Raw genomic sequence first — 24,395 nt, forward strand, 5'->3', positions numbered from 1 at the left:
TGTGTTTGACTTTATACAAGGGAAAAATCATGCGCGCGTACAATTTCTGTGCTGGTCCTGCTGCATTACCTACTGCCGTTTTAGAAAAAGCTCAACAAGAATTGTTGGATTGGCAAGGTAAAGGTCTATCCATCATGGAAATGAGTCACCGTAGTGCTGACTATGTTGCTGTGGCTGAAAAAGCTGAAGCAGATTTACGTAAGTTAATGAATATTCCAGAAAACTATAAAGTACTGTTTTTACAAGGCGGTGCGTCATTACAATTTTCTGCTATTCCTTTAAACCTTTTAGGTAAGAACAGTAAAGCCGATTATATTCACACTGGCATCTGGTCTGAAAAAGCGTTAAAAGAAGCAAAACGTTATGGCGATATTAATGTTGTAGAAGCTGGCATTAAAGTAGATGGCAAGTTCGCAATTTCTGAGCAAAGCGAATGGAATTTATCTGATGATGCAGCATATGTACATTATGCGGATAATGAAACGATTGGTGGCTTACAGTTCGCAGGAATTCCTGATGTAAAAGCGCCACTTGTTTGTGACTATTCATCAAGTATTTTATCTGCTCCATTAGATGTGACCAAGTTTGGTTTAATCTATGCTGGTGCACAAAAAAATATTGGTCCTGCTGGTTTAACAATTGTCATTATTCGTGATGACTTACTTGATCAAGCTAAACCAGAAATTCCAAGCATTTTAAAATATGGTGACCAAGCGAAAAATGGTTCTATGGTAAATACACCATCGACTTATGCATGGTACTTGTCTGGTTTGGTATTTGAATGGTTGCTAGAGCAGGGTGGGGTAGATGCGATCCATAAAGTGAACCTTGAAAAAGCTCAATTGCTCTATGGTTATATCGACTCAAGTGATTTCTACAATAACCCGATCGCAATTCCAAACCGTTCAATTATGAATGTACCGTTTACCTTGGCAGACGAAGCTTTAGAAAAGCAATTCTTAAAAGAAGCAGAAGCTAATCACTTGTTGAATTTAGCTGGCCACCGTTCTGTCGGCGGTATGCGTGCAAGTATTTATAATGCCGTTCCATTAGAAGGCGTACAGGCTTTAATCAACTTTATGGATGATTTTGCAAAGCGTAATGGTTAAGCAAATCAAATAAATAAAGCCCTCAAATGAGGGCTTTATTTATTGAATAAGTTATAAATTAAAAAGGCACTAAACCAAACTGGTGCATGAATATGGCAGCTAAGAACATACCCAAGACAAAAAAGCAAAACGCACCAGTATCGACCTTTACGCGCAGGCTACTGGATTGAATGAGGCTGGTAGTTTGTTCGGGTATAATCTTCATTCAATAACCTAATTATTAAAATATTAGTGAAATTCAATTAGTTTCACCCTTTTTAGCACAAATAGTCGCCTGAATCCAGATATTACCGCGAATATATTCGCCAATATTAAAGTTTTTATACAAATCGTTTTTGGTCGCAATGCGCACTAATATGGCAGGAAGATCATCTTCTAAAACTAAAGTAACATCATAAAGGGTATATTCTGCCCCCATAAATGTCATAGAAGTTTTACCAACAATATTACCTTGGAACCATGCTTCATCTTCTTGACCAAGATTTTCGCCATATAAATAAGCGACCATTTTAGAAAAATCAACGGTTACAGGTTCTTGATCTTCTGGAGTTTTTGGTTGCCACTCATTAATGAGTTCCTGTAAATTTTCAGGAGCAACACCATTATGTTCAGTTAAAATTGCATTTAATGCACGGTGATGTTTAATCGAAGCTGGGTCATCAACAATAATTTTTTCGCCTGCTGGAACAGGTTCTAATTCATAAGCCCACGCATTAAATTGGACTTGATAGTTTTGATTTTTGTCATATTGACAGTAGTTAACACTAAATAAATTATCAAATGCATAAACAGTTGTATTTTTATTTAATCTTAAACTTAACACGGCTTGTGTTGCAGAGTCACAAGTAATGATGCGTTCAATTTTTGCATTATATTGATATGGACTTTCAAAACTTGGGAAGGCTGTTTTAAGCGCACGAGGTTTTTGGTTTTCAACAGCAATAATTTGATTGATCGTAACTTTTTGATCTTGTGGACCTTGAATGAGCCAAAAAGATTGGTCCATGTCTTCTTCATGTTCACACAAACCCATTGGCATTACAGGTGCATCAAGTGCCAGTCCTAACCATTTTGGTACATCTGTTTCGGGATGGGACGTCAATAGATTCCAATGTTCTCCATGACTACCAAAATTTTGGTCATTTACTTTAATAACTTCTGGACTATTTTGATTTTTCATAAGCACGATGCTGTTGGGTTCACATTACTTGTTATATTAAATCGAGGGTGTTTGCTATTTTTCAAGTCTCCATATGTAAATTCTCTTGTAAAAGCGCGTATTTAGTCATTTAAAGAGAAATGCTACTTTTATTGATAAATTAAAAACAAACCTAATCTATAAAAACTTCAATGTTGAAATTAAAAATAAGTTTAATGTTTATTTCTACTCACCTTAGAAAAGCATCTGTTAGACTAATATTTTTAGTGGAAATAGAGAATAACGTGCTGCCATTTAAGTTATGGGTAGACGCAGACGCCTTACCGAAAATTCTACGTGAAGTGATTTTACGTGCATCAGATCGTTATCAATTAGAAGTCATTTTTGTTGCCAATCAAAATGTTGGTATCACGCCCTCTGTTCGTATTAAATCAATACAGGTTTTAAGTGGTGCCGATCAGGCAGATAAAGAAATAGTCGAGCGTATGGTTGAAAATGACATTGTCATTACGCAGGATATTCCGCTGGCAGCTCAGGTGATTGAGAAAGGTGGAGTTGCTATTCATCCCCGTGGTGAAGTTTATACAACGGCGAATGTTAAAGCGCGTTTACATCTACGTGATTTCATGGATACGCTCCGTGGTGCAGGTGTGCAAACTGGTGGACCACCTCCTATTTCCGAACGAGATAAACGTGAATTTTCAAGTTCATTAGATCAAACGATTTTAAAGCAAAAACGTAAAATAGCTAAGTGAGCATCGCATGCCATCGCAAACCAATTTGGCTCTAACCTATGCCTTGTTAGTGTTTATCTGGGCAACAACTCCGTTGGCAATTGTCTGGAGTGTGTCAGATCTACATCTGATGTGGGCATTGTTATTACGCTTTTTTATTGCACTGCCTTTGGCTGTCATCATATTGCTAATTTTGAGAACACCTTTTCCGACTCATCGACAAGCAGTTCATAGCTACATTGCTGGATCTTTTAGCTTAATTGGTTCTCAAATTTTTACTTATGCCGCGACCCAATATTTAAGTTCAGGCATGATTGCACTTATGTTTGGCTTAGCACCGATTATGGCGGGGCTTATTGGGCGGTTTGCTTTTAGCCAACAACTTTATAAGCTGCAATGGTTGGGTATGGCAATTGCGGTCTGTGGGCTAGCTATTATTTGTCTGAGCGGTGCGAATCAGCATGTACACCCGTTTGGTATTGTTCTTATGCTAATCAGTGTGTTTGTTTATTCTTTTTCAATTTTCTGGGTCAAGAAAGTTAATGCACAGATCCAGCCGATGGCTCAGGCAACTGGCTCTATTTTAGTGTCTTCTATTTTTGCTAGTTGTTTCATCCCATTTATTTGGCAATATGCACCAACACATTTGCCGGAAGCCAAATCATTATTTGCCCTAATTTATACGGTACTCATGGCTTCACTGGTTGCTATGTTCTGTTATTTCAAACTTATACAAAATATTCAGGCAACCACCTTGTCTTTAACTACAGTGATCACGCCAATGATCGCTATGATAATTGGGGCAGCTTTAAATCATGAGCAGCTTTCAATTATGGTTTTTGTCGGTGCTTTCATTATCTTGTCTGGACTCTTTTTATATTTCTATAAAGACATTCAGGCAAACCGGAACTTTGCTCAACATATGAAGTCTAAATAGGAGAAGATTTGGGTAATTTGTTGAGCTTATTCATTAAATTGTTCTAATTCGTAGCGAAATGCACGATCAAATTGATCTCCCAACTTAACTAGTAGAAAATAGCGCAGCAATATAATATTAGGATTGTTAAGGATAAGTCAGAACTTACTGATTTTTAAACCTTAATACAGCATCTAACGGTATGGTCAAATAGTAGATGGGGGTGCAATTTGCCATCAACATCTTATATTTTCCATCAATGACCTTGGATTTAGAAGGTATGTTTAAACCAATCTCACTGTATATAGGGTTGAGATATACTCGCGCAAGACGCAGTAATCATTTTATTTCTTTTATTGCATTGGTTTCGATGGTCGGTTTGACACTAGGTGTCGCTGTGCTGATTACAGTACTTTCTGTCATGAACGGTTTCGATCGCGAATTGAAAAACCGTGTGTTAGGAATGGTGCCGCAAGCAACAGTTTCATCTACACAAATCCTCACGGATTGGCCTGAACTCGTGAAGCGAGTTGAACATCATCCACATGTAACAGGGGTTGCACCTTTTACGCAATTGCAAGGTATGTTAACTGCGCAAGGGCAAGTCGCTGGTATTATGGTGACGGGTATTGACCCAAAATATGAAAAGAATGTCTCTATTATTCAAAATCATATTGTTGCCGGGAGTTTAGATTCACTTAAAAAAGGTGAATTTGGTATTGTACTTGGTAAAGATATGGCTGATTCATTGGGCTTACGTCTAAATGATAGTGTGACATTGGTTTTACCAGAAGCAACACCGTCTCCAGCAGGTGTTGTACCTCGTTTCAAGCGTTTTAAAGTGGTTGGTATTTTTAGTGTAGGCGCTGAAGTGGACTCTATGGTGGGTTATATTGCCCTATATGATGCTTCAACCTTATTACGCTTACCAGATGGTGCTCAAGGTGTCCGTTTAAAACTAGATGATATTTTTGCAGCGCCGCAAGTTGCTGATGATTTAGTAAAAAGTTTACCAAGCAATTTCTACGCGACGAACTGGACCTATACGCATGGTAATTTATTTAATGCCATTCAAATGGAAAAAACTCTAGTCGGTTTATTGCTTGTCCTTATTATTGTGGTTGCAGCATTTAATATTGTTTCGTCATTGGTCATGGTGGTGACTGATAAAAAATCTGATATCGCAATTTTGCGCACATTAGGCGCTTCGCCGTCGATGATTACTAAAATATTTATGGTTCAAGGCACCGTAATTGGTGTGATTGGTACCGTTGCGGGTACGGTTTTAGGTGTTATTTTAGCCTTAACCATTAGTGATATCATTTCATGGTTTAACAATGTGTTGGGCTTAAATCTATTTGATGCTTACTTTGTACATTACCTTCCTTCTTATTTAAGATGGCAAGATGTGACGATTATCGTGATTGTTTCTTTACTTTTAAGCTTCTTGGCGACTATTTATCCGGCGCTTCGTGCTGCCAAAGTTCAACCTGCCGAGGCTCTGCGCTATGAGTAAAATTGTTTTAGAAGCGAAAGAAATATATAAACATTTTGATGACGGTAAATCTAAAGTTGAAGTCATTAAAGGTCTTTCTTTACAAGTTGAAGCAGGGCAGTTTGTTTCGATTGTCGGTGCGAGTGGTTCAGGTAAAAGTACTTTGCTTCATGTGCTAGGTGGTTTAGAGCAGCCAACTCAAGGGCAAGTATTTTTAAATGGTCAGCGTTTTGATAATTTAGGTGAAGCTGAACGTGGTTTTCAGCGTAACCAATACCTCGGTTTTGTTTATCAATTTCATCATCTATTACCTGAGTTTTCTGCGCTTGAAAATGTAGCAATGCCTTTAATGCTTCGTGCAGATAGCCAATTTAAATCGGTAAAAGCGCAAGCTGAATATTTACTTGATCGAGTTGGATTGTCTCATCGTATGGATCATAAGCCAGGGGAGCTTTCAGGTGGTGAGCGCCAACGTGTGGCTTTAGCGCGTGCTTTAGTCACTAAACCAGCGGTTGTTCTGGCTGATGAACCTACAGGTAATTTAGACCGTAAAACAGCTCTAGGTATTTTTGAATTACTGACCGATCTTAAGAAAGAACTCAACATGGCAATGTTAATTGTGACACATGATGAGCATTTAGCTCAGGCTGCTGATTCTATTTTGCACATGCAAGATGGACTCTGGGTGAGTGGTTCTTAAAAAATTGTCATTAAATCACATTGTTAAAGCCCACTTAGTTGGGCTTTAATTTTGCCCCTAAAAAGATAATGATATGACTTTGCATGTTAAAACTTATTTTAATGGGGTGGATTGGGGGTATTGCATTTATGGGGATAGATATCCCTTTAATAATGCAATATGGGTGGTTAGGTAAAGTCTTGCTTGTTATAGGCTTTATTTTTTATATTTTTAAGAGAAATATTTTCTTAAATCACCCCATATTAAAAGCCATTTACTGTCTAGTCTGTGCTATTAGTCTCTTTACTATAGGACATCAATATGCTCAGCATGCCTTAAATCAAAGATTAGAACTGCGACAAATGCAGCCTAAAACTTTAGATATTATTGTGTATGTAGACCATATAAGTGAAGAAAAAGAAGATAAGACACAGCAACCCGTTCAGGTACTAGGGCAGTCCTTACATCCCGCAAATTGGCTATTATATTTAAAAAATCAAAAAGTAATCTCAGCCGTAGATGAGCCAAAATTACAATTAGGCCATTACTATCGAATTTCTGGTAAAACCAAACCTGCTCATAGTTATGCAGTAGCTGGTGTTTTTGACCAAGAACAATGGTTTATTCAGCGAGACATAATGTCCGGTTTTAGTGTTCAGCATATTGAGCCTTTAAGCCCTGATGAAATTTATCAGTTGGGTTATCAACATCATTTAAAAGAGCAGCAGAAGTTTTTTAATAGCCAAAAATTAAATATAGAAAAATTGCGTCTAAAATTTAGATTGATGCTACAAAAATCTCCTTTGCAAAATAAAGGACTATTATTAGCTTTATTAATAGGGGACGAAAGTCTCTTAAATGATGAGATTAGAAATCAATTTAAGGAATTAGGAATCTCTCATCTATTGGCGATTTCAGGGCCTCATGTACTCATTTTTGCTATCATGTTATCTTGGGTATTACATCAATTAATAAGACGTTATTATCCGCAGATTTATTTGCGTCAACCTAAACAAATATGGGCCATGATTCCATTATGTTCCGGTGTTTTGATTTATACGGCATTTGTTGGTTTTGAAATTCCTGCCTTAAGAACTTTACTCTCAGTATTTTTATTTGCCTTTTTATTATTGATCAAACTACCTGTTAAACCATTTTCACTCTTGGTTTATAGTGCAAGTCTACTTTTACTTTTCGATCCCTTCAGTGTTTTATCCGCAGGTTTTTGGCTGTCTTATGGTTCTTGCTTTATTTTATTACGGATTTATCAAACTATAGAGCAGGCTCCAAATCTTGTTTCAACTAGTCTGTTATCTAAAATCATTCTTTTCGGCAAAATCTTAATTGAATCTCAAGGCAAAATATTTATAGCCCTATGTCCTTTAATGCTTATTTTCTTTCAACAGATTTCATGGGTTGCGCCTTTTACAAATATTATTGCAGTTCCCTTACTTGGAGGAGTGATTGTTCCTTTAAATATTTTTGCTGCTTGTATATGGCTGATTTTTAATCCTATTGGAAGTTTACTTTTTCAAATTAATGATGTTCTGATCAGTATATTACTGACATGTTTTGGCTTTTTAGAGAAGCTATCTCTACCATTACAAGGTTTTAGCCTGACACCACTTGATTTAGTGTGCCTTAGCTTCGTTATTATTATCTTATTTTTACCGCGTGGGATTTTACCCAAATCTTGGGGGCTAATATGCTGTTTACCCTTGATCATTCCAGATAAGTCGTCCCAGCAAATCCAATTAAATATTATAGATGTGGGGCAGGGGCAAGCTATTTTCTTGCAGCACCCGCAGCAGACATGGCTTATCGATACGGGTGGGTCTTATGATGAGAAAGCTTTTAGTATTGGTCAAAATGTGGTGATTCCATATTTACGCCAAAAGGGAATTAAACAACTGGATCATGTCATACTATCTCATCTTGACCAAGATCATAGTGGAGCATTTCCTTCTATTGCTCAGACTTTTTCTATTAAACAAGTCATATCAAATGAATTATGGAAAGAGCAAATTAGAGAACCATTTACTTATTGTCATCAAGGCCAAAAATGGCAATATCCACAATTAGATATTGAAATTCTTTGGCCTAAAGAAAAAGATTTGAACTTAGTTTCTTCAAATCAAAACCAATATTCTTGTGTGGTTTATATTCACTTAAAACAGATAAATGGTTATCAAAATTATTTAATTATGGGTGATGCAGGGTGGGAAGCAGAATATCAACTCATGAAAGAATATCCTGATTTAAAGGTAGATGTTTTGGTATTAGGTCATCATGGAAGTAAACATAGTTCGGCTTATGACTTTTTAGCGACTCTAAAACCAAAGCTTGTTGTTGCTTCTGCTGGCTTTAATAATCGTTATGGTCATCCAAGCAAAGAGGTTTTAGCGAGAGTACAAGCACTTCATATTCCATTTAAAAGCACAGTTGGACAAGGGACATTAAGCTTTGTATCTCGCAATCATCAGATGGTTTTATACACTCGACGTTTCGAGCGTACTTGGCTTCACCGGAATTTGTGAAGCCTCGGCTTTAAGCTTGGCAATGATTTGTAGTGCTTCATCTGGATCAAGATTATAAATATTATCTAAAGCAGGGTTCGCTTTAAAACGTTTATAACTCCAGTGATAGTGTTCAGGATAATGCTGGATCAGTTGTTCAATGGCTTGATGAATAACAAAGGTTCCATCATCGGCACTACCTTCGTAAATCTTCTCATCCATAGGCTCAATATGCATCGTAAAACCGTCGTGTTCATTACGAATCGCATAAAGAAATAATGCTTTGGCTTTTGTTTTTTGGATGAGCTTGGCACTTAAATTACTTGAAGCAAGTGGTACACCAAAATAATTGATCATATCCCCACCAACATTAGGTGTATGGTCGGGTAAAATTACCGTGGTTTCGCCTTGTTTTAGTGCTTTAAAAATTTGTCGAACACCCGTCTCATCGGTAGGTACCAAGTTGGCTTGTTCACGACTACGTGCTTCGCGAACAAAACGGTCTGCATCTTCATTTTTTACAGGCTTGTATAAAATAGTCATGGAAGTGAACTGGGCACACCAAGCATTCATGATTTCCCAGGTACCAAAATGTGGAACAATCAAAACCACACCTTTTTTTTCTGCCAGTGCTTCATGAAAGTAATGTTCACCCTCAATATGGTGAATTCTTGAAATATTCTTACTATTTGATGAGCCCCAAATACTTAAAAACTCGAAGTATGAGGTTAACTCGTTACGAATAGCTTGTTGTGTAATATCTATTCGTTGCTGTGGTGTTAAGTGGGGAAGTGCAATTTGTAAGTTAAGTTCTATACTTTTTGATGTTCTAGTAATTTTTAAAGTATTGACTAACCCTGCCAACATACGGGCAATAAAACGTCCAAATTGAATGGGTTGACGGCTAAAAGTTTTGAGTAAGTAATAGTTCATGCTTTTTACATCTAGTTTGGTCATCTATCGCGGTAAAAAGGAGGCAACAAGTAAAAAAAGATAAAAATATTATAAATGAAATCATATAATTTAGACAGTTTTTATCAAATCAACGTATATAATGACATCATTTTAGATTGATTTGGATTGGAATTTTATGTCCGATTGGCCACCAAAACCACAAAATGAACCTATAATCCCTAAACAAAATGGACCAGAATGGCAAATTCTTGAGAAGGCTGTACTTGCTTCAGTAGAAGAGCAACGCCGTAGTCGTCGTTGGGGTATCTTCTTCAAAACATTAACTTTTATTTATCTACTATTTATTATTGTACTTATGGGTAAAGGCTGTTCAACCAGCAAAGAAGGCTCTGCTGTAAGTAGCAGTAGTGCTCATTTAGCGGTGGTAGATATTATTGGAACGATTGATGCTTCAAGCAATCAAGCAGTAAATAGTGAAGATACCAATAAAGCGCTTAAACGTGCTTTTGAAGCCTCAAATAGTAAAGCTGTTGCACTTAATATTAACTCACCTGGCGGTTCTCCAGTTCAGTCTGATGAAATTTGGCAGGAAATTCGTTATTTGAAAAAACAACATCCTGATAAAAAAGTTTATGCTGTTATTGGTGATATGGGTGCATCGGGTGCGTACTATATTGCGTCTGCTGCCGATGAAATTATTGTCAATCCATCAAGTTTAGTGGGTTCAATTGGTGTGATCATGCCTAACTATGGCATTACTGGTTTAGCCCAGAAGCTCGGTATTGAAGACCGTACTTTAACTGCCGGAACGAATAAAGACATTTTAAGTATGACAAAACCGATTGATCCTGCTCAAAAGCAACATATTCAATCTGTTCTTGATAATGTTCATACTCACTTTATTACCGCAGTGAAAGAAGGCCGTGGTAAGCGTTTAAAATCGAATGATCCAGCTATTTTTTCTGGCTTATTCTGGACGGGTGAACAAGCAATTCAATTAGGTGTTGCTGACCGTTCAGGTAATATTACGAGCTTGATGCGTGAACTAAACCTTGATAATAAAGTTGACTACACAATTGAGCGTAACCCACTACAATCCATTTTGGGCCGTATGGGGGCACAAATCGGGCAAGGAGTAAGTGAATCTATTGCTCAAGAGGTGCAGACTAGTCAAAGCGCAAAATTACAATAAATCTGTATTTTTAGGATAACGGTATGTCAATGAAACCGGTTATACACTTTGCGCATGCCAATGGTGTGCCATCTATGGTGTATCAAAAATTGTTTGATCAATTAAAAGATGAGTATGACGTAATTTATGTTCCACTCATTGGTCCTGACAAACGTTATCCTGTGACGAATCATTGGCCTGCTTTGGTTGATCAAGTTATTGATAGTATTGTGCGTCAGGCGAAAGGACGTAAAGTCATCGGATTAGGCCATTCTCTTGGTTCGGTTTTAACATTGATGGCCTCTTTTCGACGTCCTGAACTTTTCTCTCAAGTCATTATGTTAGATCCGCCTCTTATTTTAGGACGATATTCATTTGCTTTTCATATGGCAAAATTATTTCGTCCTAAATTAGTTGATGCGATGACACCGGCGGGCTTATCTGCACGTCGTCGTGAACATTGGGAATCAAGAGAACAGGCTGCTGAATTATTACGTCCCAAAGGTTTCTATAAAGATTTTGATGAAGATTGTTTCCAAGCTTATATTGATTATGCTTTAAAAGAAGATTCGGTTCGCGGTGGAGTAACTTTAACCATTTCCCGTGAAGATGAAGTGGCAATTTTCCGTAAAAATCCTTCTTGGTGGTGGTTACCTATGCCAAAAACTAAGATGCCTGTGCATTTAGTTGTGGGCAAAGAAAGTGCTTTTTTAAAAAGAGGCTTTCCTCAAATGGCAAAGCGGAAAATGGGCATCCCATTTACTGTGGTTGAAGGAGGGCATATGTTTCCACTAGAGCATCCTATTGACACAGTAAACTCTATAAAGAAATTGATTCATCAACAGCTAAATTAATTTTTTAAACACATAAAAAAAGGACATGCCAGCATGTCCTTTTTTATTTTTGTTTGTTAGTAAAACATTTTACCAACTTGCAAAACGAATAGGATCTTTTAGAACTTGATTACGGAAATAGGCTTGCCCATCTTTCCAAGTAAGTTGACCGTTACACAACCATTCTGCAACTTGAGGATAAATAAAATGCTCAAGTGTATGTACTCGATCTGCTAATGAAGCAGCAGTATCATGTTCTTTAACTGATATAGCTGATTGGGCTATAGATTGACCAGAATCCAGTTCAGCAGTTACAAAGTGCACGGTACAACCATGTAAACGATCACCTGTGTTTAAAACACGTTGATGCGTATTCACACCTTTGTAAGCTGGAAGAAGCGAGGGATGTATATTCAGCATTTTCCCTTGCCATTTGTTGACAAAGGTTGGCGTTAAGATACGCATGAAGCCAGCTAAAATAACTACATCTACTTCCCAAGCTAAGAGTTGCTGATGCATTGCTTCATCAAACACTTCACGAGTTGGAAAGTCTTTATGGGAGATAACAGCGGTAGCAATATTAGCTTTTTGAGCGCGCTCTAAGGCATAAGCATCTGCTTTATTAGACAGTACACCTACAATTTGCCCTGATAGATTTGCATCTATCAAGGCTTGTAAATTACTGCCGTTCCCAGAGACTAGAACAGCAATTTTTATCATGCAAAGATCACACGAATTTTTTCGTCTGCACCTTCTACTGATTCAGCATTTTCTTGGATATGTCCAATCTTCCAAGCTTTTTCGCCTTGAGCATTAAGCACTTCAATTGCTTTTTCAGCATCATTTGCATCAACAGCAATAACCATACCTACGCCACAGTTAAAAGTACGGTACATTTCAAAGCGTTCTACATTGCCTTCGCGTTGTAGAAGTTGGAATAATTCAGACCATTCCCAAGAAGACTCATCAATTACTGCTTGTGCACCATTTGGTAATACGCGAGGTAAGTTACCTGGTAAACCACCACCAGTAATGTGTGCCATAGCATGAACATCAACTTGTTTGCAGAGTTCAAGAACTGGTTTTACATAAATACGAGTTGGTTCCATTGCTACATCAGCAAGAGGACGACCATCAATTATTTGAGTTAAATCAACGTTTTTAACGTCTAAAATTTTACGCAGTAATGAGTAACCATTAGAGTGAGCACCACTCGATGCAACACCGATAAGTACATCACCAGACTTTACTTTAGAGCCATCAATAATTTTGCTTTGTTCAACAACACCAACGGCAAAACCAGCAAGATCGTAATCTTCGCCTTCATACATTCCTGGCATTTCTGCGGTTTCACCACCTACAAGTGCGCAACCTGCAAGTTCACAACCTTTACCAATACCAGTAACAACATTTGCAGCAACGTCAACATTTAAGTGACCAGTCGCGTAATAATCAAGGAAGAATAATGGTTCTGCACCACAAACTAAAAGGTCATTTACACACATAGCCACAAGGTCTTGGCCAATTGTGTCATGACGATTAAGATTAAGTGCCAAACGTAATTTAGTTCCTACACCGTCGGTTCCAGAAACTAAAACAGGCTCTTCATAACCTTTAGGAATTTTGCATAGTGCACCAAAGCCACCAAGACCGCCCATTACTTCAGGACGACTTGTACGTTTAGCGACTGACTTGATACGATCGACCAGTGCGTCGCCCGCTTCAATGTCAACACCCGCATCTTTGTAGCTTAAACCGGTATTTGGGGTAGAAGTTGAGTTGCTCATAAATGAAGTCTCCGCATTGGCGGCAGATTATAACCTGAATATACGAAACTCTTATGTTATTTATGCTCGAAAATGCTATCTTTAATAAAAATATTTTTTCATTTATAACGATTAAATCAAAAAAGGCTAGATTTTATGCAAGATCGTATACTGCGCCGTATTTTTTTACTCGCAGGTATTGTATTGCTGGTATGGGTGTTGTACTTACTCAAGCCTGTAGTCATTCCTTTTATCGGTGCTTTTTTCCTCGCTTATTTATTCAGTCCACTTGTTGATGTGCTGGTAAAAATGAAATTGCCTCGTTGGTTGGCAATTAGCATGGTATTTGTCGGAATAGGTGTAACCTTAACTATTGCACTCTGGTATTTAGTTCCACTGATTTGGAAACAATTAGTTTATGCACGAGATAGTATTCCAGCAGGCATTCACTGGATTAATGCTACTTTTTTACCTTGGGTATCTTCGACATTTAATGTCCAGCAAATGGAAATTGACACCGAGCAGTTGTCCAAAGCTGTGATGGAATATGTCCAAACAAACTATAGTGCAGACAGCATTCAGGCAGTGTTATTAAAATTGGCTCAATCGGGTTTGAATTTTATTCAAATTGGTGGGACAGTTGTTTTAATTCCTATTATTGCTTTCTATTTCTTGCTGGATTGGGAACGTATGTTACAAAACTTACGTCGTCTCATTCCGCGTCCATATGAAGCAACTACTTTACAGATCGTTGGCGAATGCCATAGTGTTTTAGGTGCATTTGTTAAAGGTCAGTTTCTGGTCATGCTATTGCTTGGCGTAGTTTATGCAGTTGGTTTGCAACTCATTGGTTTGGAAGTTGGTCTTATTATTGGTATGGTGGCTGGGCTTGCTAGTATTATTCCTTATTTAGGATTTGCCGTAGGTATTATTGCCGCTATTATTGCCAGCTTGTTCCAGTTCGGATTGGATTGGATGCATCTATTACTGGTTGGTGTAGTTTTTATGATTGGCCAAGCGGTAGAAGGCTATATTCTACAGCCATTCCTACTGGGTGATAAAATTGGCCTATCTCCTGTCGCAGTTGTTTTTGCAGTATTGGCAGGTGCACAGCTTGCAGGCTTCTTGGGGATGTTAATTGCATTGCCTGTTGCTGCGGTTATTGTAGTGTTGTTGAAGCATTTAAGAGAGAATTATGAAAGAAGCTCACTTTATGCTCCACCTTCTACATTAGTGATACAACATGGCGATATCGAGCAAATTCATGTACAAACTGAGAGCACTAAGCTTGATCTTGAAGTTAAAACACAGCAAGATACAGATGAACTGAAATCCCCTAACCAGAAATAATTTCAAGGTTAATTCAATATATGCGTCAACTCCAACTGGATATAGAACCTCAACTTGATGCCCGAATCAGTGATTTTTCGGGACCGGGTTGGGGGCATGTAGTCGATGCTGTGCGTCAATTACATGCTGGTCTGGTGAGTAGGTTTTACATCTATGGTGGAGCTGGGACGGGGAAGAGTCATTTACTTTCTGCAATTTGTGATTCTTATTTAGAACTAGGCAAATCTGCGATTAAAGTCTCTTTACTGGAACTGCTTGATGCACCTATTGAGGCAATTACGTCTCTAGAACATTATGATCTTGTTGCTTTGGATGATATTGAATCAATTAGTGGCGTACCTCACTGGCAAAAAGCTGTTTTTCATTTAATGAATAATCACGAAGGACAACTGGTATTCTCTTCGCGTGTAGCACCGATCGAATTAAAGCTTGAATTGCCAGACTTACAGTCACGACTTACACAGGCCGTTAGTGTAAAAGTGCCGAGTGGAAGTTTATATGCAGACCGCTATGCCTTGGTGACATCTGTAATGGCTAGACGTGGTATCCACTTTGATCAGCAAATTGTTGATTACTTATTATTACATGGTCCTCACCAAGCATCTCTTTTACTGCAAACTGTTGCTCAGTTAGAAAAACTACTCAAAGGTGAAAAAACAAAACTTTCTAATGCGACTTTAAGACAAATTTACGCTTTGATTGATGAATATCAACAGTAGACTTTCTAACTTAAGTTTGCTGTTTTGTTTAAATTAAACTCATATAATTTAAAAGATAGCTTTCCCTACATAAGTTTTTTCATTTCAGAATAGTTGTATTTATAACTTCTAAATTTTCTTTTAATTTTTTAATACGCCACTTTTTTGTATTTAAAAAAATTTTTAGATCTACGAAGCTTTTTGTAATCTAGCTCAAAAATGACTCTAAAGACCGACCAAAATGTCTTGAGAATTTCTACTTCCTGTGACAAAGTACGCACAAAGGATGCGGTTGCAAAAGCGGAAATTTTGCAATTTTGACAAAGAAAAATGAAAAAAGATGTAAGGAGATGGGTATGCTCAAACGGAGCATTGCTTTTGCTTTATTGGCTATTGCTGGACACGCTTATTCTGCTGATATTCAAGTCACAACTACAACTGATGAAGATGTCGATAACACGGTCTGTTCATTACGCGAGGCTGTAAAATTTCTAAATTATCGAGCCTCTTCCAATGCTGCTGATGTTGAAAAATATGCAAATGGTTACAATGGTTGTGGTAATAAAGACGCTTCATCAAATATTATTTTGCAACGTGATAAAGAATATTTATTAAATACAAGTATAACGATTGCAGCGCCTCTTACTATCTCAATAACTGAAAATGATTCCCCTTTTGAAGACACTGATCAACCAGGCTCTCATAATGCTACTATTAAAATAGCAAGCACCGACAGGCTATTTCACATAGATGATGGCAGTACAGAAAAGCCATCATTTTCCGTTTATTTCAATGATCTTAACTTACAGGGTGCTGGGGCGAAATCAAATGTTACTATCGGCGGTTTAATTCTAAATCACGAAAGCTTAATTATTCAAAACTCTCGATTAACTGATGGATATGCTAATGAAGGCGGAGCTATTTATAATCAGGGATTATTGACTCAAACAGATCAAACTGCTGGATCAGTTCGTATTATAAATAGCCTTATTCAAAATAATAAAGCAAATCAGGGCGGGGTGATTTATAGTGAACAGCCTTTGTATTTTATTACTCAATCAGTAATACGTGATAATGAAGTTAGTTTAGCAAGCGGATCACTTTTCTTCAGTGCAAATAAATTTAATGACGAAAGTACTGGGCAATATTTAAGTCGCCGAGCTATTGGATTAAGTAATAGTACGTTTTTTCACAATAAAGTCGGTTTTATTGCCAATATTTACGATGGAATGTTTGTTAATAACATCACCATGATAAAAAATGATAAAGGCCTATTTCTTGATGCTCCGCAAGGTAATGCTTCTATTTCAAATAGTGTTTTAGTTGGTAATGCAGTCAATTGTCAAGCTAGTGCAACTGATAAAACAATTATACAAAGTAATTTGGTGACAGCAGAATGTAATCGAAATGCCTCATCAAAACTTCCTAATATTCTTTACCCTAGTAATGAAAGATTAATAGTAGGTAATACTGATGAGGGAGTATGTGATGTGACATCAAAAGACGGATTGTTTTGTCCGTTTAGCACGCCTAAAGATAGTTTCTTAGGTTTTTTTAAGCCTCGATTGCTTGAGAGCTACACCACTTTAGCAGATTCCCTGATTATTAATAAAGGCCGCTTATACAGTGATGCTTCCTCAATTGGTTTAGCAAGTTGTGAGAGATTAGATCAAAGAGGAAAAAGACGTACTGGTTATGATGAGCTGTGTGATCTAGGTGCAATTGAATACATCTTAGATAGTGAAATTGCACCTGTTGGTCAGGATATTAGATATGGTCAAGTTGCAAAATTCAGTATTTTGGGTTCTCTCAGTGAAGCCGATTTAGTGACTCCAGCTACGTGTAAGCGTTTGTTTGGTGAGCGTCCAGATGGAAAAGGGTGGCAACCCGGGTGCTTGAAAATTGTGCAAAATAAAGATACCCCAGTTTCAAAAGGTACTTTAACTCTGGATCAGAATGGTAATGTGATTTACACGCCAAATGGAAATTGGCATGGGTCAGATATTTTTAGTATTCAGGTTGTGACGAGTGTAACTCGTTTTAACGAAGGCGTAGACTTTCAATATATTTCTATTCCAACGACAATTTCCCAAGCTCCTTTATCAGGTATTGAAGATAAATCTGTCAGTGCAGGTGGTGGCGGTAGTGTGGGAGGTGGGATTTTGTTGGGTTTATTAGGATTAATTGCATTACGCCGTTTCAAGTCATAATCAAGGATGACGACTATGAAAAAATATCAAAAAGCATTAGGCATCATTACTGTTATTGCTGCAATTCCTTTAATGGCAGCAGAAAACGATACCATTATTAAAGTTAATACATTTGTAGATGAAGACCTCGATAATAATTTGTGTTCATTAAAAGAAGCTATTATTGCCGCTGAAAGAAGTACTTCATATCATGGTTGTATCTTACCTGCAATTAATACGAAATATGTGATTCAGCTTGAAAAGGGGATTTATAATTTAGATGAAGAGTTGGTACCTAGAAATAATCTGACTATTCAAGGACCTGAGCCGGTTGATTGGAGCAAGAAAGGTTTATTAAGTGGTAGTTATCCAGCACCCACAGCTATACAAACTCGTATAAATGCTGGAGGAAAATCTCGTATTTTTAATACAGCTGTTAGTAAACAGCCTTTGGCATTAAATAATATTATTTTAGAGAATGGTAAAGCTTCTGATGTGGGAGGAGCAATTTACGCTGGTGCAGATGTAACTTTACAAAATACACAGATTTTAAATTCACAAGCAGCTCAGGGCGGTGCAATTTATTTAGGGGGAGGAGTTGCTGGCTTATCAATATTTCATTCATTGATTCAAGGTAATGGAACAAACGCTAGTAGAGGAAGTGTGGTTGCAATGAGCTGTATGTTTAATGGTTCTTATGCAATACGTACTATTTCATTTGATTCAAATACTATCATTAAAAATGGATCTACTGCTTCTTTAAGTACCTTTGAGTTTTGTGGTACACCAACAATCAAATTTGGTAATAACACAGTTACTCAAAATATTGCTAGCCCGACTAATGGTACCATTCTTAAATTTTCTGGTGATGCAGTTCCAACTGAAAATCAAACAACAAACCTCAGTTCGACAAGTAGCTTGACATTAATAAATAATACAATTGTTGAGAACTTTGCTCATACCATTTTTTTATATGACAAGTTAGGAAAAAAAGATTTAAGTTTTAATGTACTAGCTTTTAATTCAGGTTCTTTTGCATGTCGCTATTTATTAGGTTCTGCTACTGATCAAAAAGATGCTAGAATTTTATTAAAATTTAATGCATTAAAGTTAAGTGGTAGTAATGAAAAATGTGACATGCCAGCTGAAACTTTACCCGCTGGTCATACTAATATAGATGTGTCCTCAAAAATATTAAGCCAGTTATTAGAGCCGTCCAAAGAACCTAGTGATGAAACTACAGATTTCTTACCCATTTATTATCCAAAAAATAATCAGCAATCTGATGATTTAGTCGACGTAGATTTAAAAAATGAAGGAGGCTGTCTTTCATTAGATCAAAGAGGATTAGAAAGACTTACTAGTACAAGTACTGGTGATCAAACGGTTCTTAATTCTGTTAATAAATGTGATATTGGTTCTGTTGAGCAAGCTAGATTAGCAGTAAAAACTACAGCAGTTGACACGGGTTATATTAATAGTTCACTTACTGATTTATTAAATACTTATCAATCTGGTGTGGACCAAACAAAAGCAAATTTAGCTAACCCTGCTTTTTCACTTCAAGAATCTGCTTTAAAGATGAATTTAGCAAATTTTGAAAACTTAGTTAATCAGACTAAAGCTAATTTAAAGTATAGAGGAATTTATATAAATCTTAAAAACTATTATTCTACGTTTAAAAATGGTAATCCTAGAGAGATTAATATTATACCTTATGAAAATAGTAATCATGTATTTGTTCCGTTTAAACCTGATGATTATGATATTGATGTTAAAGTTATCGGTAAGGGCCAAACACCTGAGACAGCGAAAGAAGATAATATTAAAAGCTTAAAATGTGAGTGGAATTCATCTCTTCAGCAAATTCTTTTATATCGTACAGATGACGCTCCTTCCGGAGATGATTTCGAGTTTTGTCAATATACACTCACTCTAAAAGCAAATAGAAGTATTACTGCAACAGGTATAGTTAAAGCTTCACTCATTAATATAGCTCCTGTTTCAGGGAACGGCACAATAACATTTAAGTATTTGGCGAATGAAATAATTCCTTTAAATTTACTTAAATATGCGAATGATGATGGAGATGGGCCTACTAATACACTTATTACAAAGCCTACTAAACCTCAATTTGCAGACTTACCTATTTATTTACCAAGCAACGTATCAGAAGATGGTATTTTCACAGTAGTGAAAGCAGATCGTGAAGGTCCATGCCCTGGAAATGATAGTAAGAATACATGCTATGGTGGTAACGTTTATATCCAAGCAAAAAATGTTTTTAATACTTTTAACGATAGATTAACTTACTACGTATATGATGCTGATGGTGAAAAATCAAATGAGGGTACTATTAATTTGGTAAGTACTGCCACCACTACAGATGATACACGTGGGGGGGGCGGAGGTGGTAGCCTCGGAGTTTTATCTTTGACATCCTTACTAGGTTTACTAGCTTATAGACGTTATCGTAAATAAACATAAAGAATAAAAAAGGCCTCCAATTGGAGGCTTTTTTATAAGAAATAAGATCAAATAATTAAGTGAATAGATGTCTTATCTTTGATAACTGAATAAGAGGTTAGTGTTTTAAATACTTATTCATGTATTCTTCACGAATTGCTGTTCTTTCTTCACCATTCGCTTTAAGCATTCGCTCACGTAAGTCTTTTCGCTCTTGCGTACTCATTTTTTGCCACGCTTCCCGCATTTTTTGTTTTTCAGCTTCAGGAAGTTGAGTAAACCAGTCCATGCGTTGCTGTAAGTTATTGCTCTGATTTGCTGGTAACTCTTTTAAACTCTGGTAACGTTTAATGACTGCACGTTGCTCTTCTTCAGAAAGAGCATCCCATGTGTCATCGACTTGTGCATTGGCATCTTTAGAAAAAATCCAAAAGCGTTCAAAACCTGCAAAACTTGTCTGCAAGAAACTTAATGAACACAGGATAAGTGCTAATTTTTTAGCTGCCATGTTGTACTTTATCCTCACCCAACACCATTAACATCTCTAAATCTTCTACCATCTGTGGAGATAATTTAGGATTTACGATTACTTGATTTTGTGGCTTATCTACAATTTCGACTGAGTTTGGCAGGATTACAAAACCTGTAATTGCTGCGGCAAGTGCGAAACCAGTCATTTTCCAGACACTATAATAAGAGGCTGGTTTTTGTTGAATATGGTCAAGCACATGATTCATGACCACTGTTTTGTTTTTGTGGTGATCTGCCAAACTATCAAGTTTGGATGTCACCTTTTTAGTGAAGTCATCATGATTCATCAGAACCTCCCAAGGGATTTAAATGTGCCAAGTATTCTCTAAGTCCCTGAATTGCTCGGTGATAATGGGTTTTCACACTACCTTCAGTACAGTTCATGATCTGAGCTGTTGTATGGGTGTCAAACCCTTCCCACGCACGTAACATAAATGCCTGCTGTTGACGAACAGGTAGTTTTTCAATCGCTTCCCGAATTTCCTCTATCGTTACCGCTTGATCGAGAAAATCTGCAGGATTAATGGCTTTTTCATCAACTACATCGATAATTTCGTCGTCGTCATTATCCAGACTAACTTTTTTGAAGAATGAAAAGGGGTTTGCTCTACGAGCTTCTTTGCGGCGCCAATCCTGAAGTTTGTTATTCAAAATAGTGTAAAACAGGGGATACCATTCTTCAGTACTTTTATCGGCATAAGATTTGTGTAAAGCAATAAATGCCTCTTGAACCAAATCCATTGCAATACCTTGTTGACCTTGGGTAGCGCTCTCCATCATCACCAAAGCACGACCAGTGACATCTTGCATGAAAAATTTCAGGCGTTGCTCAGCCGTGCTGGCATGAGCACTAGATGTTTCCGATCGAGACTTTTTCGGTGCTAAATCCATGGAGATGGAAAATCCTGTCATTGGACATACCCACCTTATCTTCAATATATCTCTTATATAACGTTGAAAAGAGGTGGGAGGTTGACAACAATCGGTTATTTTTTACTAGTGTAATTGATTTTTTTCACAAATATGTGCGATGTAAAATAAATTAACGTTTTATTGGCGCTGGCGAACCATCTCAAAAAAACAAATAGATCCTGCAATTGCCACGTTTAATGACTCTTGTCCACCTGGTTGAGGAATAGTCACTGATTGTGCGTGATCTAATGCATAATCACTAGCGCCTTGTCCTTCATTTCCTAAAATCCATACACATGGTTTAGAAAGGTCTTTTGAATAAAGACTGGTTGAGCGATGAGAGCTAGTAACAAAAACCGGGATTTGAAATTTTGGGAGAATATCTGTCAGCTGGAAATTTTCAAAACAATGTAAGCTAAAATGAGCACCCATTCCTGCTCTTAAAACTCGCGGTGACCAAAGTGATGCAGAGCCTTGTGTGCAAATGATTTGTTTAATATTTGCTGCTGCTGCTGAACGTAGCAAAGTACCTACGTTACCTGGATCCTGAATATTTTCTAGAATTAAGGTATCTACCTTGTAGTCGATAGTTGATGCAGTTTTAGGTAAATCAATAATAGCTAAACAAGGTAAGCTCGTACCTAATATACTCAAATCTCTATATAAAACTTCGCTAATAACAAAGATATGACCTTGATGCAGTTCAATTATTTTTTTTAAATCTTCGTGTTCTAAGGCCTGTTCTGTCGTAAATAAAGAAAAAATCTTTTTTTGCTGTTGTAACCAAGCTAAACAAAGATGAGTGCCTTCAAGAACGGTTTGTTGGTGCTTTTTTCGGGCGTTACTGAGTTCGATTAATCCACGCAAATGTTTAATTTTTGCATTGTCTTTTGATTCTAAAAAAATAACCGCCATAAGAAAATATCCAACAAAAGGGCACCATCATACTATGATGCCCTAAGTAATTAAAATTATTAGTGGTAGCTTGTTACGCGTTCAACTTCATTTTTAGAACCAATGATTACAGGAACACGTTGGTGAAGTTCGGTTGGTTCAATATCTAAAATACGAACACGGCCTGTAGTTGATGCACCACCAGCTTGTTCAATGAGCATACTCATTGGATTTGCTTCATACATTAAACGTAAGCGCCCAGCTTTTGTCGGATCTTTTAAGTCATATGGATAAAGGAAAATACCACTACGACATAAGATACGGTGAATATCACCAACCATACATGCGACCCAGCGCATATTGAAATCTTTTTCACGAACAGATGTTTTACCTGCGAGTAATTCATCAATATATTGTTTTACGGGTTGTTCCCAATGACGTTGGTTAGAGGCATTAATTGCAAACTCTTGAGTATCTGCTGCAACCTGAACATTGTCAGTTGTGAGTAAGAAAGTTTGAGTTTCTGGGTCTAAAGTAAAGAATGCTACGCCATTTCCAACTGTTAAAGCCATCATAGTTGATGGACCATAAAGTACATAACCTGCAGCAACTTGCTGTGTACCAGCTTGCATGAAATCGTTTGCTTGCGTTACTGCATTTTTTGCAGGCAAAATAGAGAAAATCGTACCTACACACATATTGATATCAATATTGCTTGAGCCATCTAATGGATCAAATAAAACGAGGTATTTACCATTTTCTTGTGCAGGTGTGAACTCATCAAGCTCTTCAGAAGCGAGACCGCCTACGTGCGGGTGTACTTTTAAAGCATCAATTAAGTAGTCATTTGAAATCACATCAAGTTTTTTCTGTGTTTCACCCTGAACATTTTCATTGCCAGCACTACCTAAAATACCAGCCAGAGCACCTTTTTGTAATGCTTGGTCGATTGTTTTACAGGTCGTGGCAATAGTATCGATGACTTGAGCCAACTCAGGTGTTAGATTCCCTTTTTGTTGTTGTAAAAATTGGAACAAAGTGAGGTTGGACATAAAAAAACGCTCCTGTGCTTCAAGCATCAAAATGAGTCAGATAAATACGTAGCATATTCTAGATGAGAATGTCACAAAATAAAAATTATCTTACTTTATTTGTGTTGGATTTATGCTTACAAGCCCCCAATTAAAATGGTATGTTGATTGCATCACAAAGGACTGTATATTTTTAGGAGAATCGAAATGACAACAAAGAAGTTTGATGCGACCCCCACGGCAGGTGAACCAATCAATCTAGATGAAATTTCGAAAGAAAATGTTCAGGAAGCTTGGAAAGACTACGAGGCAAAACCTGAATATAAAGATTTTAATAAGCATGATTTGATTGAGTCCATGCAACACCCTGAAGAAGAAAAGAAATCTTCTTAAGTAATAGTAAAAAACGCTCATATTTTTATGAGCGTTTTTTATGCAGATCTCTTATTTTAATAAAGGAGGTACTGCTTCATAATTAATTTCAACACGGCGGTTTTCTTTCCACGCTGATTCATCATGTCCTGCATTAACAGGAGCTTCTTTACCATAACTCACAGCTTCAAGTTGCTGCGGGTTTACACCATTGGTAATTAAATAGCTTTGTACAGCTTTAGCACGACGCTCACCTAAAGCCATGTTGTATTCACGTGTACCACGTTCATCTGTATGACCAGTTAATGCAACTTTTGAATTTGCATTTGCGATAAGGAACTGAGCATGAGCTTGAAGTGTTTGGTAGTCTTCAGTAGATAAATCGCTGCTGTCATAATCAAAGTGAACAACGCGTTTAGCCAAAGCCGCTTTATTTGCTTCAGTTACACCTTTAGATGAAGCACCTGCCAAATTTTGAGCATTTAATGCAGCATCTTCACTTAAACCAGAAGTGTTTACCGTACTTGGATTTGTACCTGTCGTGGTCGTCGCTGCCGGTTTACGGCTAGCACAGCCTGTCATCACAAGTGCTACGCTAAGAAAGGGTAGAGCTAAATATTTGATTGATTTCATGATCATCTCCGTCAATGGAATTAAAA

At 37.2% G+C, this 24,395-nt stretch carries 23 protein-coding genes and 1 pseudogene; 13 read left to right on the plus strand and 11 right to left on the minus strand.

Annotation, left to right across the window (positions count from 1 at the left end):
• The first annotated feature begins 29 nt into the window (after positions 1–29).
• Entirely contained in the window at positions 30–1,109 is a 1,080-nt protein-coding gene (gene serC / locus SOI76_RS04290; RefSeq protein WP_016140236.1) for a 3-phosphoserine/phosphohydroxythreonine transaminase, read from the plus strand.
• 238 nt (positions 1,110–1,347) lie between these two features.
• Here serC and SOI76_RS04295 read toward each other — a convergent pair whose 3' ends face one another.
• Positions 1,348–2,289: a hypothetical protein gene (locus SOI76_RS04295; RefSeq protein WP_002118998.1), complete on the minus strand. Its 942-nt coding sequence runs from the start codon at positions 2,287–2,289 to the stop codon at positions 1,348–1,350.
• 245 nt (positions 2,290–2,534) lie between these two features.
• Here SOI76_RS04295 and SOI76_RS04300 point away from each other — a divergent pair, with 245 nt between their 5' ends.
• Positions 2,535–3,023, plus strand: coding sequence for a YaiI/YqxD family protein (locus tag SOI76_RS04300; RefSeq protein WP_104079180.1), 489 nt, complete (start codon positions 2,535–2,537; stop codon positions 3,021–3,023).
• Positions 3,024–3,030: 7 nt separating this feature from the next.
• A complete protein-coding gene (locus SOI76_RS04305) occupies positions 3,031–3,939 on the plus strand; it encodes a DMT family transporter (RefSeq protein ID WP_104079179.1) in 909 nt (302 codons plus the stop codon).
• A gap of 29 nt (positions 3,940–3,968) precedes the next feature.
• On the opposite strand, the pseudogene SOI76_RS04310 reads toward SOI76_RS04305, so the two are convergent.
• A pseudogene (locus SOI76_RS04310) lies at positions 3,969–4,070 on the minus strand (PilZ domain-containing protein); the annotation flags it as partial.
• 128 nt (positions 4,071–4,198) lie between these two features.
• On the opposite strand from SOI76_RS04310, the gene lolC reads away from it, so the two are divergent.
• The 3 genes from lolC (at position 4,199) to comEC (ending at position 8,629) form a co-directional block, all read left to right on the plus strand.
• A complete protein-coding gene (lolC, locus tag SOI76_RS04315) occupies positions 4,199–5,434 on the plus strand; it encodes a lipoprotein-releasing ABC transporter permease subunit (protein ID WP_004790618.1) in 1,236 nt (411 codons plus the stop codon).
• Positions 5,427–6,113, plus strand: a complete 687-nt coding sequence (gene lolD, locus SOI76_RS04320; RefSeq protein WP_002118798.1) for a lipoprotein-releasing ABC transporter ATP-binding protein LolD — start codon at positions 5,427–5,429, stop codon at positions 6,111–6,113. Before lolC ends, lolD begins: the two co-directional genes overlap by 8 nt.
• Before the next feature lie 83 nt (positions 6,114–6,196).
• Positions 6,197–8,629, plus strand: a complete 2,433-nt coding sequence (comEC, locus tag SOI76_RS04325) for a DNA internalization-related competence protein ComEC/Rec2 (protein ID WP_104079178.1) — start codon at positions 6,197–6,199, stop codon at positions 8,627–8,629.
• On the opposite strand, the gene SOI76_RS04330 is transcribed toward comEC, so the two are convergent.
• Positions 8,582–9,565 carry a lysophospholipid acyltransferase family protein gene (locus SOI76_RS04330; protein WP_079284090.1) on the minus strand — a complete coding sequence of 328 codons (984 nt, stop codon included), beginning with the start codon at positions 9,563–9,565 and terminating at the stop codon, positions 8,582–8,584. The two genes, comEC and SOI76_RS04330, sit on opposite strands and share 48 nt — an antisense overlap.
• A 133-nt stretch (positions 9,566–9,698) precedes the next feature.
• Here SOI76_RS04330 and sppA point away from each other — a divergent pair, with 133 nt between their 5' ends.
• Both sppA and SOI76_RS04340 read left to right on the plus strand, forming a co-directional pair.
• The gene (gene sppA / locus SOI76_RS04335; protein ID WP_005067744.1) at positions 9,699–10,715 is read left to right on the plus strand and encodes a signal peptide peptidase SppA; all 1,017 of its coding nucleotides are present in this window, start codon (positions 9,699–9,701) and stop codon (positions 10,713–10,715) included.
• 23 nt (positions 10,716–10,738) lie between these two features.
• Entirely contained in the window at positions 10,739–11,548 is an 810-nt protein-coding gene (locus SOI76_RS04340; RefSeq protein ID WP_104079177.1) for an alpha/beta fold hydrolase, read from the plus strand.
• Positions 11,549–11,617: 69 nt separating this feature from the next.
• Here the strand turns inward: SOI76_RS04340 and purN are convergent, their stop codons facing one another.
• Both purN and purM read right to left on the minus strand, forming a co-directional pair.
• Positions 11,618–12,247 (minus strand): phosphoribosylglycinamide formyltransferase, encoded by a 630-nt coding sequence (purN, locus tag SOI76_RS04345; RefSeq protein WP_016140245.1) that lies wholly within the window; start codon positions 12,245–12,247, stop codon positions 11,618–11,620.
• On the minus strand, positions 12,244–13,314 hold the full coding sequence (purM, locus tag SOI76_RS04350; RefSeq protein WP_016140246.1) for a phosphoribosylformylglycinamidine cyclo-ligase: 1,071 nt from the start codon (positions 13,312–13,314) through the stop codon (positions 12,244–12,246). Before purM ends, purN begins: the two co-directional genes overlap by 4 nt.
• A 135-nt stretch (positions 13,315–13,449) precedes the next feature.
• Between purM and cxpE the strand changes: the two genes are divergently transcribed.
• The 4 genes from cxpE (at position 13,450) to SOI76_RS04370 (ending at position 20,011) form a co-directional block, all read left to right on the plus strand.
• Positions 13,450–14,643 carry a chloramphenicol efflux transporter CxpE gene (cxpE, locus tag SOI76_RS04355; protein ID WP_104079176.1) on the plus strand — a complete coding sequence of 398 codons (1,194 nt, stop codon included), beginning with the start codon at positions 13,450–13,452 and terminating at the stop codon, positions 14,641–14,643.
• Positions 14,644–14,663: 20 nt separating this feature from the next.
• Complete coding sequence (hda, locus tag SOI76_RS04360) at positions 14,664–15,362, plus strand: DnaA regulatory inactivator Hda (protein WP_032052997.1); 699 nt, start codon at positions 14,664–14,666, stop codon at positions 15,360–15,362.
• Positions 15,363–15,697: 335 nt separating this feature from the next.
• Positions 15,698–17,551: a rhombotarget A gene (gene rbtA, locus SOI76_RS04365; RefSeq protein ID WP_104079175.1), complete on the plus strand. Its 1,854-nt coding sequence runs from the start codon at positions 15,698–15,700 to the stop codon at positions 17,549–17,551.
• Positions 17,552–17,566: 15 nt separating this feature from the next.
• The gene (locus SOI76_RS04370; protein ID WP_104079174.1) at positions 17,567–20,011 is read left to right on the plus strand and encodes a CSLREA domain-containing protein; all 2,445 of its coding nucleotides are present in this window, start codon (positions 17,567–17,569) and stop codon (positions 20,009–20,011) included.
• Positions 20,012–20,114: 103 nt separating this feature from the next.
• Here the strand turns inward: SOI76_RS04370 and SOI76_RS04375 are convergent, their stop codons facing one another.
• The 5 genes from SOI76_RS04375 to SOI76_RS04395 form a co-directional block, all read right to left on the minus strand.
• Complete coding sequence (locus SOI76_RS04375) at positions 20,115–20,504, minus strand: DUF3106 domain-containing protein (RefSeq protein WP_104079173.1); 390 nt, start codon at positions 20,502–20,504, stop codon at positions 20,115–20,117.
• Positions 20,494–20,814, minus strand: coding sequence for a hypothetical protein (locus SOI76_RS04380; protein WP_002118556.1), 321 nt, complete (start codon positions 20,812–20,814; stop codon positions 20,494–20,496). Before SOI76_RS04380 ends, SOI76_RS04375 begins: the two co-directional genes overlap by 11 nt.
• A complete protein-coding gene (locus tag SOI76_RS04385; protein WP_016140252.1) occupies positions 20,804–21,418 on the minus strand; it encodes an RNA polymerase sigma factor in 615 nt (204 codons plus the stop codon). Before SOI76_RS04385 ends, SOI76_RS04380 begins: the two co-directional genes overlap by 11 nt.
• A gap of 159 nt (positions 21,419–21,577) precedes the next feature.
• Positions 21,578–22,354: a TrmH family RNA methyltransferase gene (locus SOI76_RS04390; protein WP_104079172.1), complete on the minus strand. Its 777-nt coding sequence runs from the start codon at positions 22,352–22,354 to the stop codon at positions 21,578–21,580.
• Between the two features lie 59 nt (positions 22,355–22,413).
• Complete coding sequence (locus SOI76_RS04395) at positions 22,414–23,385, minus strand: class 1 fructose-bisphosphatase (RefSeq protein ID WP_104079171.1); 972 nt, start codon at positions 23,383–23,385, stop codon at positions 22,414–22,416.
• Between the two features lie 186 nt (positions 23,386–23,571).
• Between SOI76_RS04395 and SOI76_RS04400 the strand changes: the two genes are divergently transcribed.
• A complete protein-coding gene (locus SOI76_RS04400; protein ID WP_002118730.1) occupies positions 23,572–23,757 on the plus strand; it encodes an NF038105 family protein in 186 nt (61 codons plus the stop codon).
• Between the two features lie 51 nt (positions 23,758–23,808).
• Here the strand turns inward: SOI76_RS04400 and pal are convergent, their stop codons facing one another.
• Positions 23,809–24,369: a peptidoglycan-associated lipoprotein Pal gene (gene pal / locus SOI76_RS04405; protein ID WP_002118513.1), complete on the minus strand. Its 561-nt coding sequence runs from the start codon at positions 24,367–24,369 to the stop codon at positions 23,809–23,811.
• Positions 24,370–24,395: the final 26 nt, after the last annotated feature.

It is taken from the genome of Acinetobacter pittii, assembly GCF_034064985.1.
Lineage (GTDB): Bacteria > Pseudomonadota > Gammaproteobacteria > Pseudomonadales > Moraxellaceae > Acinetobacter > Acinetobacter pittii_H.

Bases quoted from the DNA above. Each gene is read 5' to 3' on its own strand.
- serC (WP_016140236.1), top strand. From the start codon at position 30: ATGCGCGCGTACAATTTCTGTGCTGGTCCTGCTGCATTACCTACTGCC.
- SOI76_RS04295 (WP_002118998.1), bottom strand. From the start codon at position 2,289: ATGAAAAATCAAAATAGTCCAGAAGTTATTAAAGTAAATGACCAAAAT.
- SOI76_RS04305 (WP_104079179.1), top strand. From the start codon at position 3,031: ATGCCATCGCAAACCAATTTGGCTCTAACCTATGCCTTGTTAGTGTTT.
- lolC (WP_004790618.1), top strand. From the start codon at position 4,199: ATGTTTAAACCAATCTCACTGTATATAGGGTTGAGATATACTCGCGCA.
- lolD (WP_002118798.1), top strand. From the start codon at position 5,427: ATGAGTAAAATTGTTTTAGAAGCGAAAGAAATATATAAACATTTTGAT.
- comEC (WP_104079178.1), top strand. From the start codon at position 6,197: ATGTTAAAACTTATTTTAATGGGGTGGATTGGGGGTATTGCATTTATG.
- SOI76_RS04330 (WP_079284090.1), bottom strand. From the start codon at position 9,565: ATGACCAAACTAGATGTAAAAAGCATGAACTATTACTTACTCAAAACT.
- sppA (WP_005067744.1), top strand. From the start codon at position 9,699: ATGTCCGATTGGCCACCAAAACCACAAAATGAACCTATAATCCCTAAA.
- SOI76_RS04340 (WP_104079177.1), top strand. From the start codon at position 10,739: ATGTCAATGAAACCGGTTATACACTTTGCGCATGCCAATGGTGTGCCA.
- purN (WP_016140245.1), bottom strand. From the start codon at position 12,247: ATGATAAAAATTGCTGTTCTAGTCTCTGGGAACGGCAGTAATTTACAA.
- purM (WP_016140246.1), bottom strand. From the start codon at position 13,314: ATGAGCAACTCAACTTCTACCCCAAATACCGGTTTAAGCTACAAAGAT.
- cxpE (WP_104079176.1), top strand. From the start codon at position 13,450: ATGCAAGATCGTATACTGCGCCGTATTTTTTTACTCGCAGGTATTGTA.
- hda (WP_032052997.1), top strand. From the start codon at position 14,664: ATGCGTCAACTCCAACTGGATATAGAACCTCAACTTGATGCCCGAATC.
- rbtA (WP_104079175.1), top strand. From the start codon at position 15,698: ATGCTCAAACGGAGCATTGCTTTTGCTTTATTGGCTATTGCTGGACAC.
- SOI76_RS04370 (WP_104079174.1), top strand. From the start codon at position 17,567: ATGAAAAAATATCAAAAAGCATTAGGCATCATTACTGTTATTGCTGCA.
- SOI76_RS04375 (WP_104079173.1), bottom strand. From the start codon at position 20,504: ATGGCAGCTAAAAAATTAGCACTTATCCTGTGTTCATTAAGTTTCTTG.
- SOI76_RS04380 (WP_002118556.1), bottom strand. From the start codon at position 20,814: ATGAATCATGATGACTTCACTAAAAAGGTGACATCCAAACTTGATAGT.
- SOI76_RS04385 (WP_016140252.1), bottom strand. From the start codon at position 21,418: ATGGATTTAGCACCGAAAAAGTCTCGATCGGAAACATCTAGTGCTCAT.
- SOI76_RS04390 (WP_104079172.1), bottom strand. From the start codon at position 22,354: ATGGCGGTTATTTTTTTAGAATCAAAAGACAATGCAAAAATTAAACAT.
- SOI76_RS04395 (WP_104079171.1), bottom strand. From the start codon at position 23,385: ATGTCCAACCTCACTTTGTTCCAATTTTTACAACAACAAAAAGGGAAT.
- SOI76_RS04400 (WP_002118730.1), top strand. From the start codon at position 23,572: ATGACAACAAAGAAGTTTGATGCGACCCCCACGGCAGGTGAACCAATC.
- pal (WP_002118513.1), bottom strand. From the start codon at position 24,369: ATGAAATCAATCAAATATTTAGCTCTACCCTTTCTTAGCGTAGCACTT.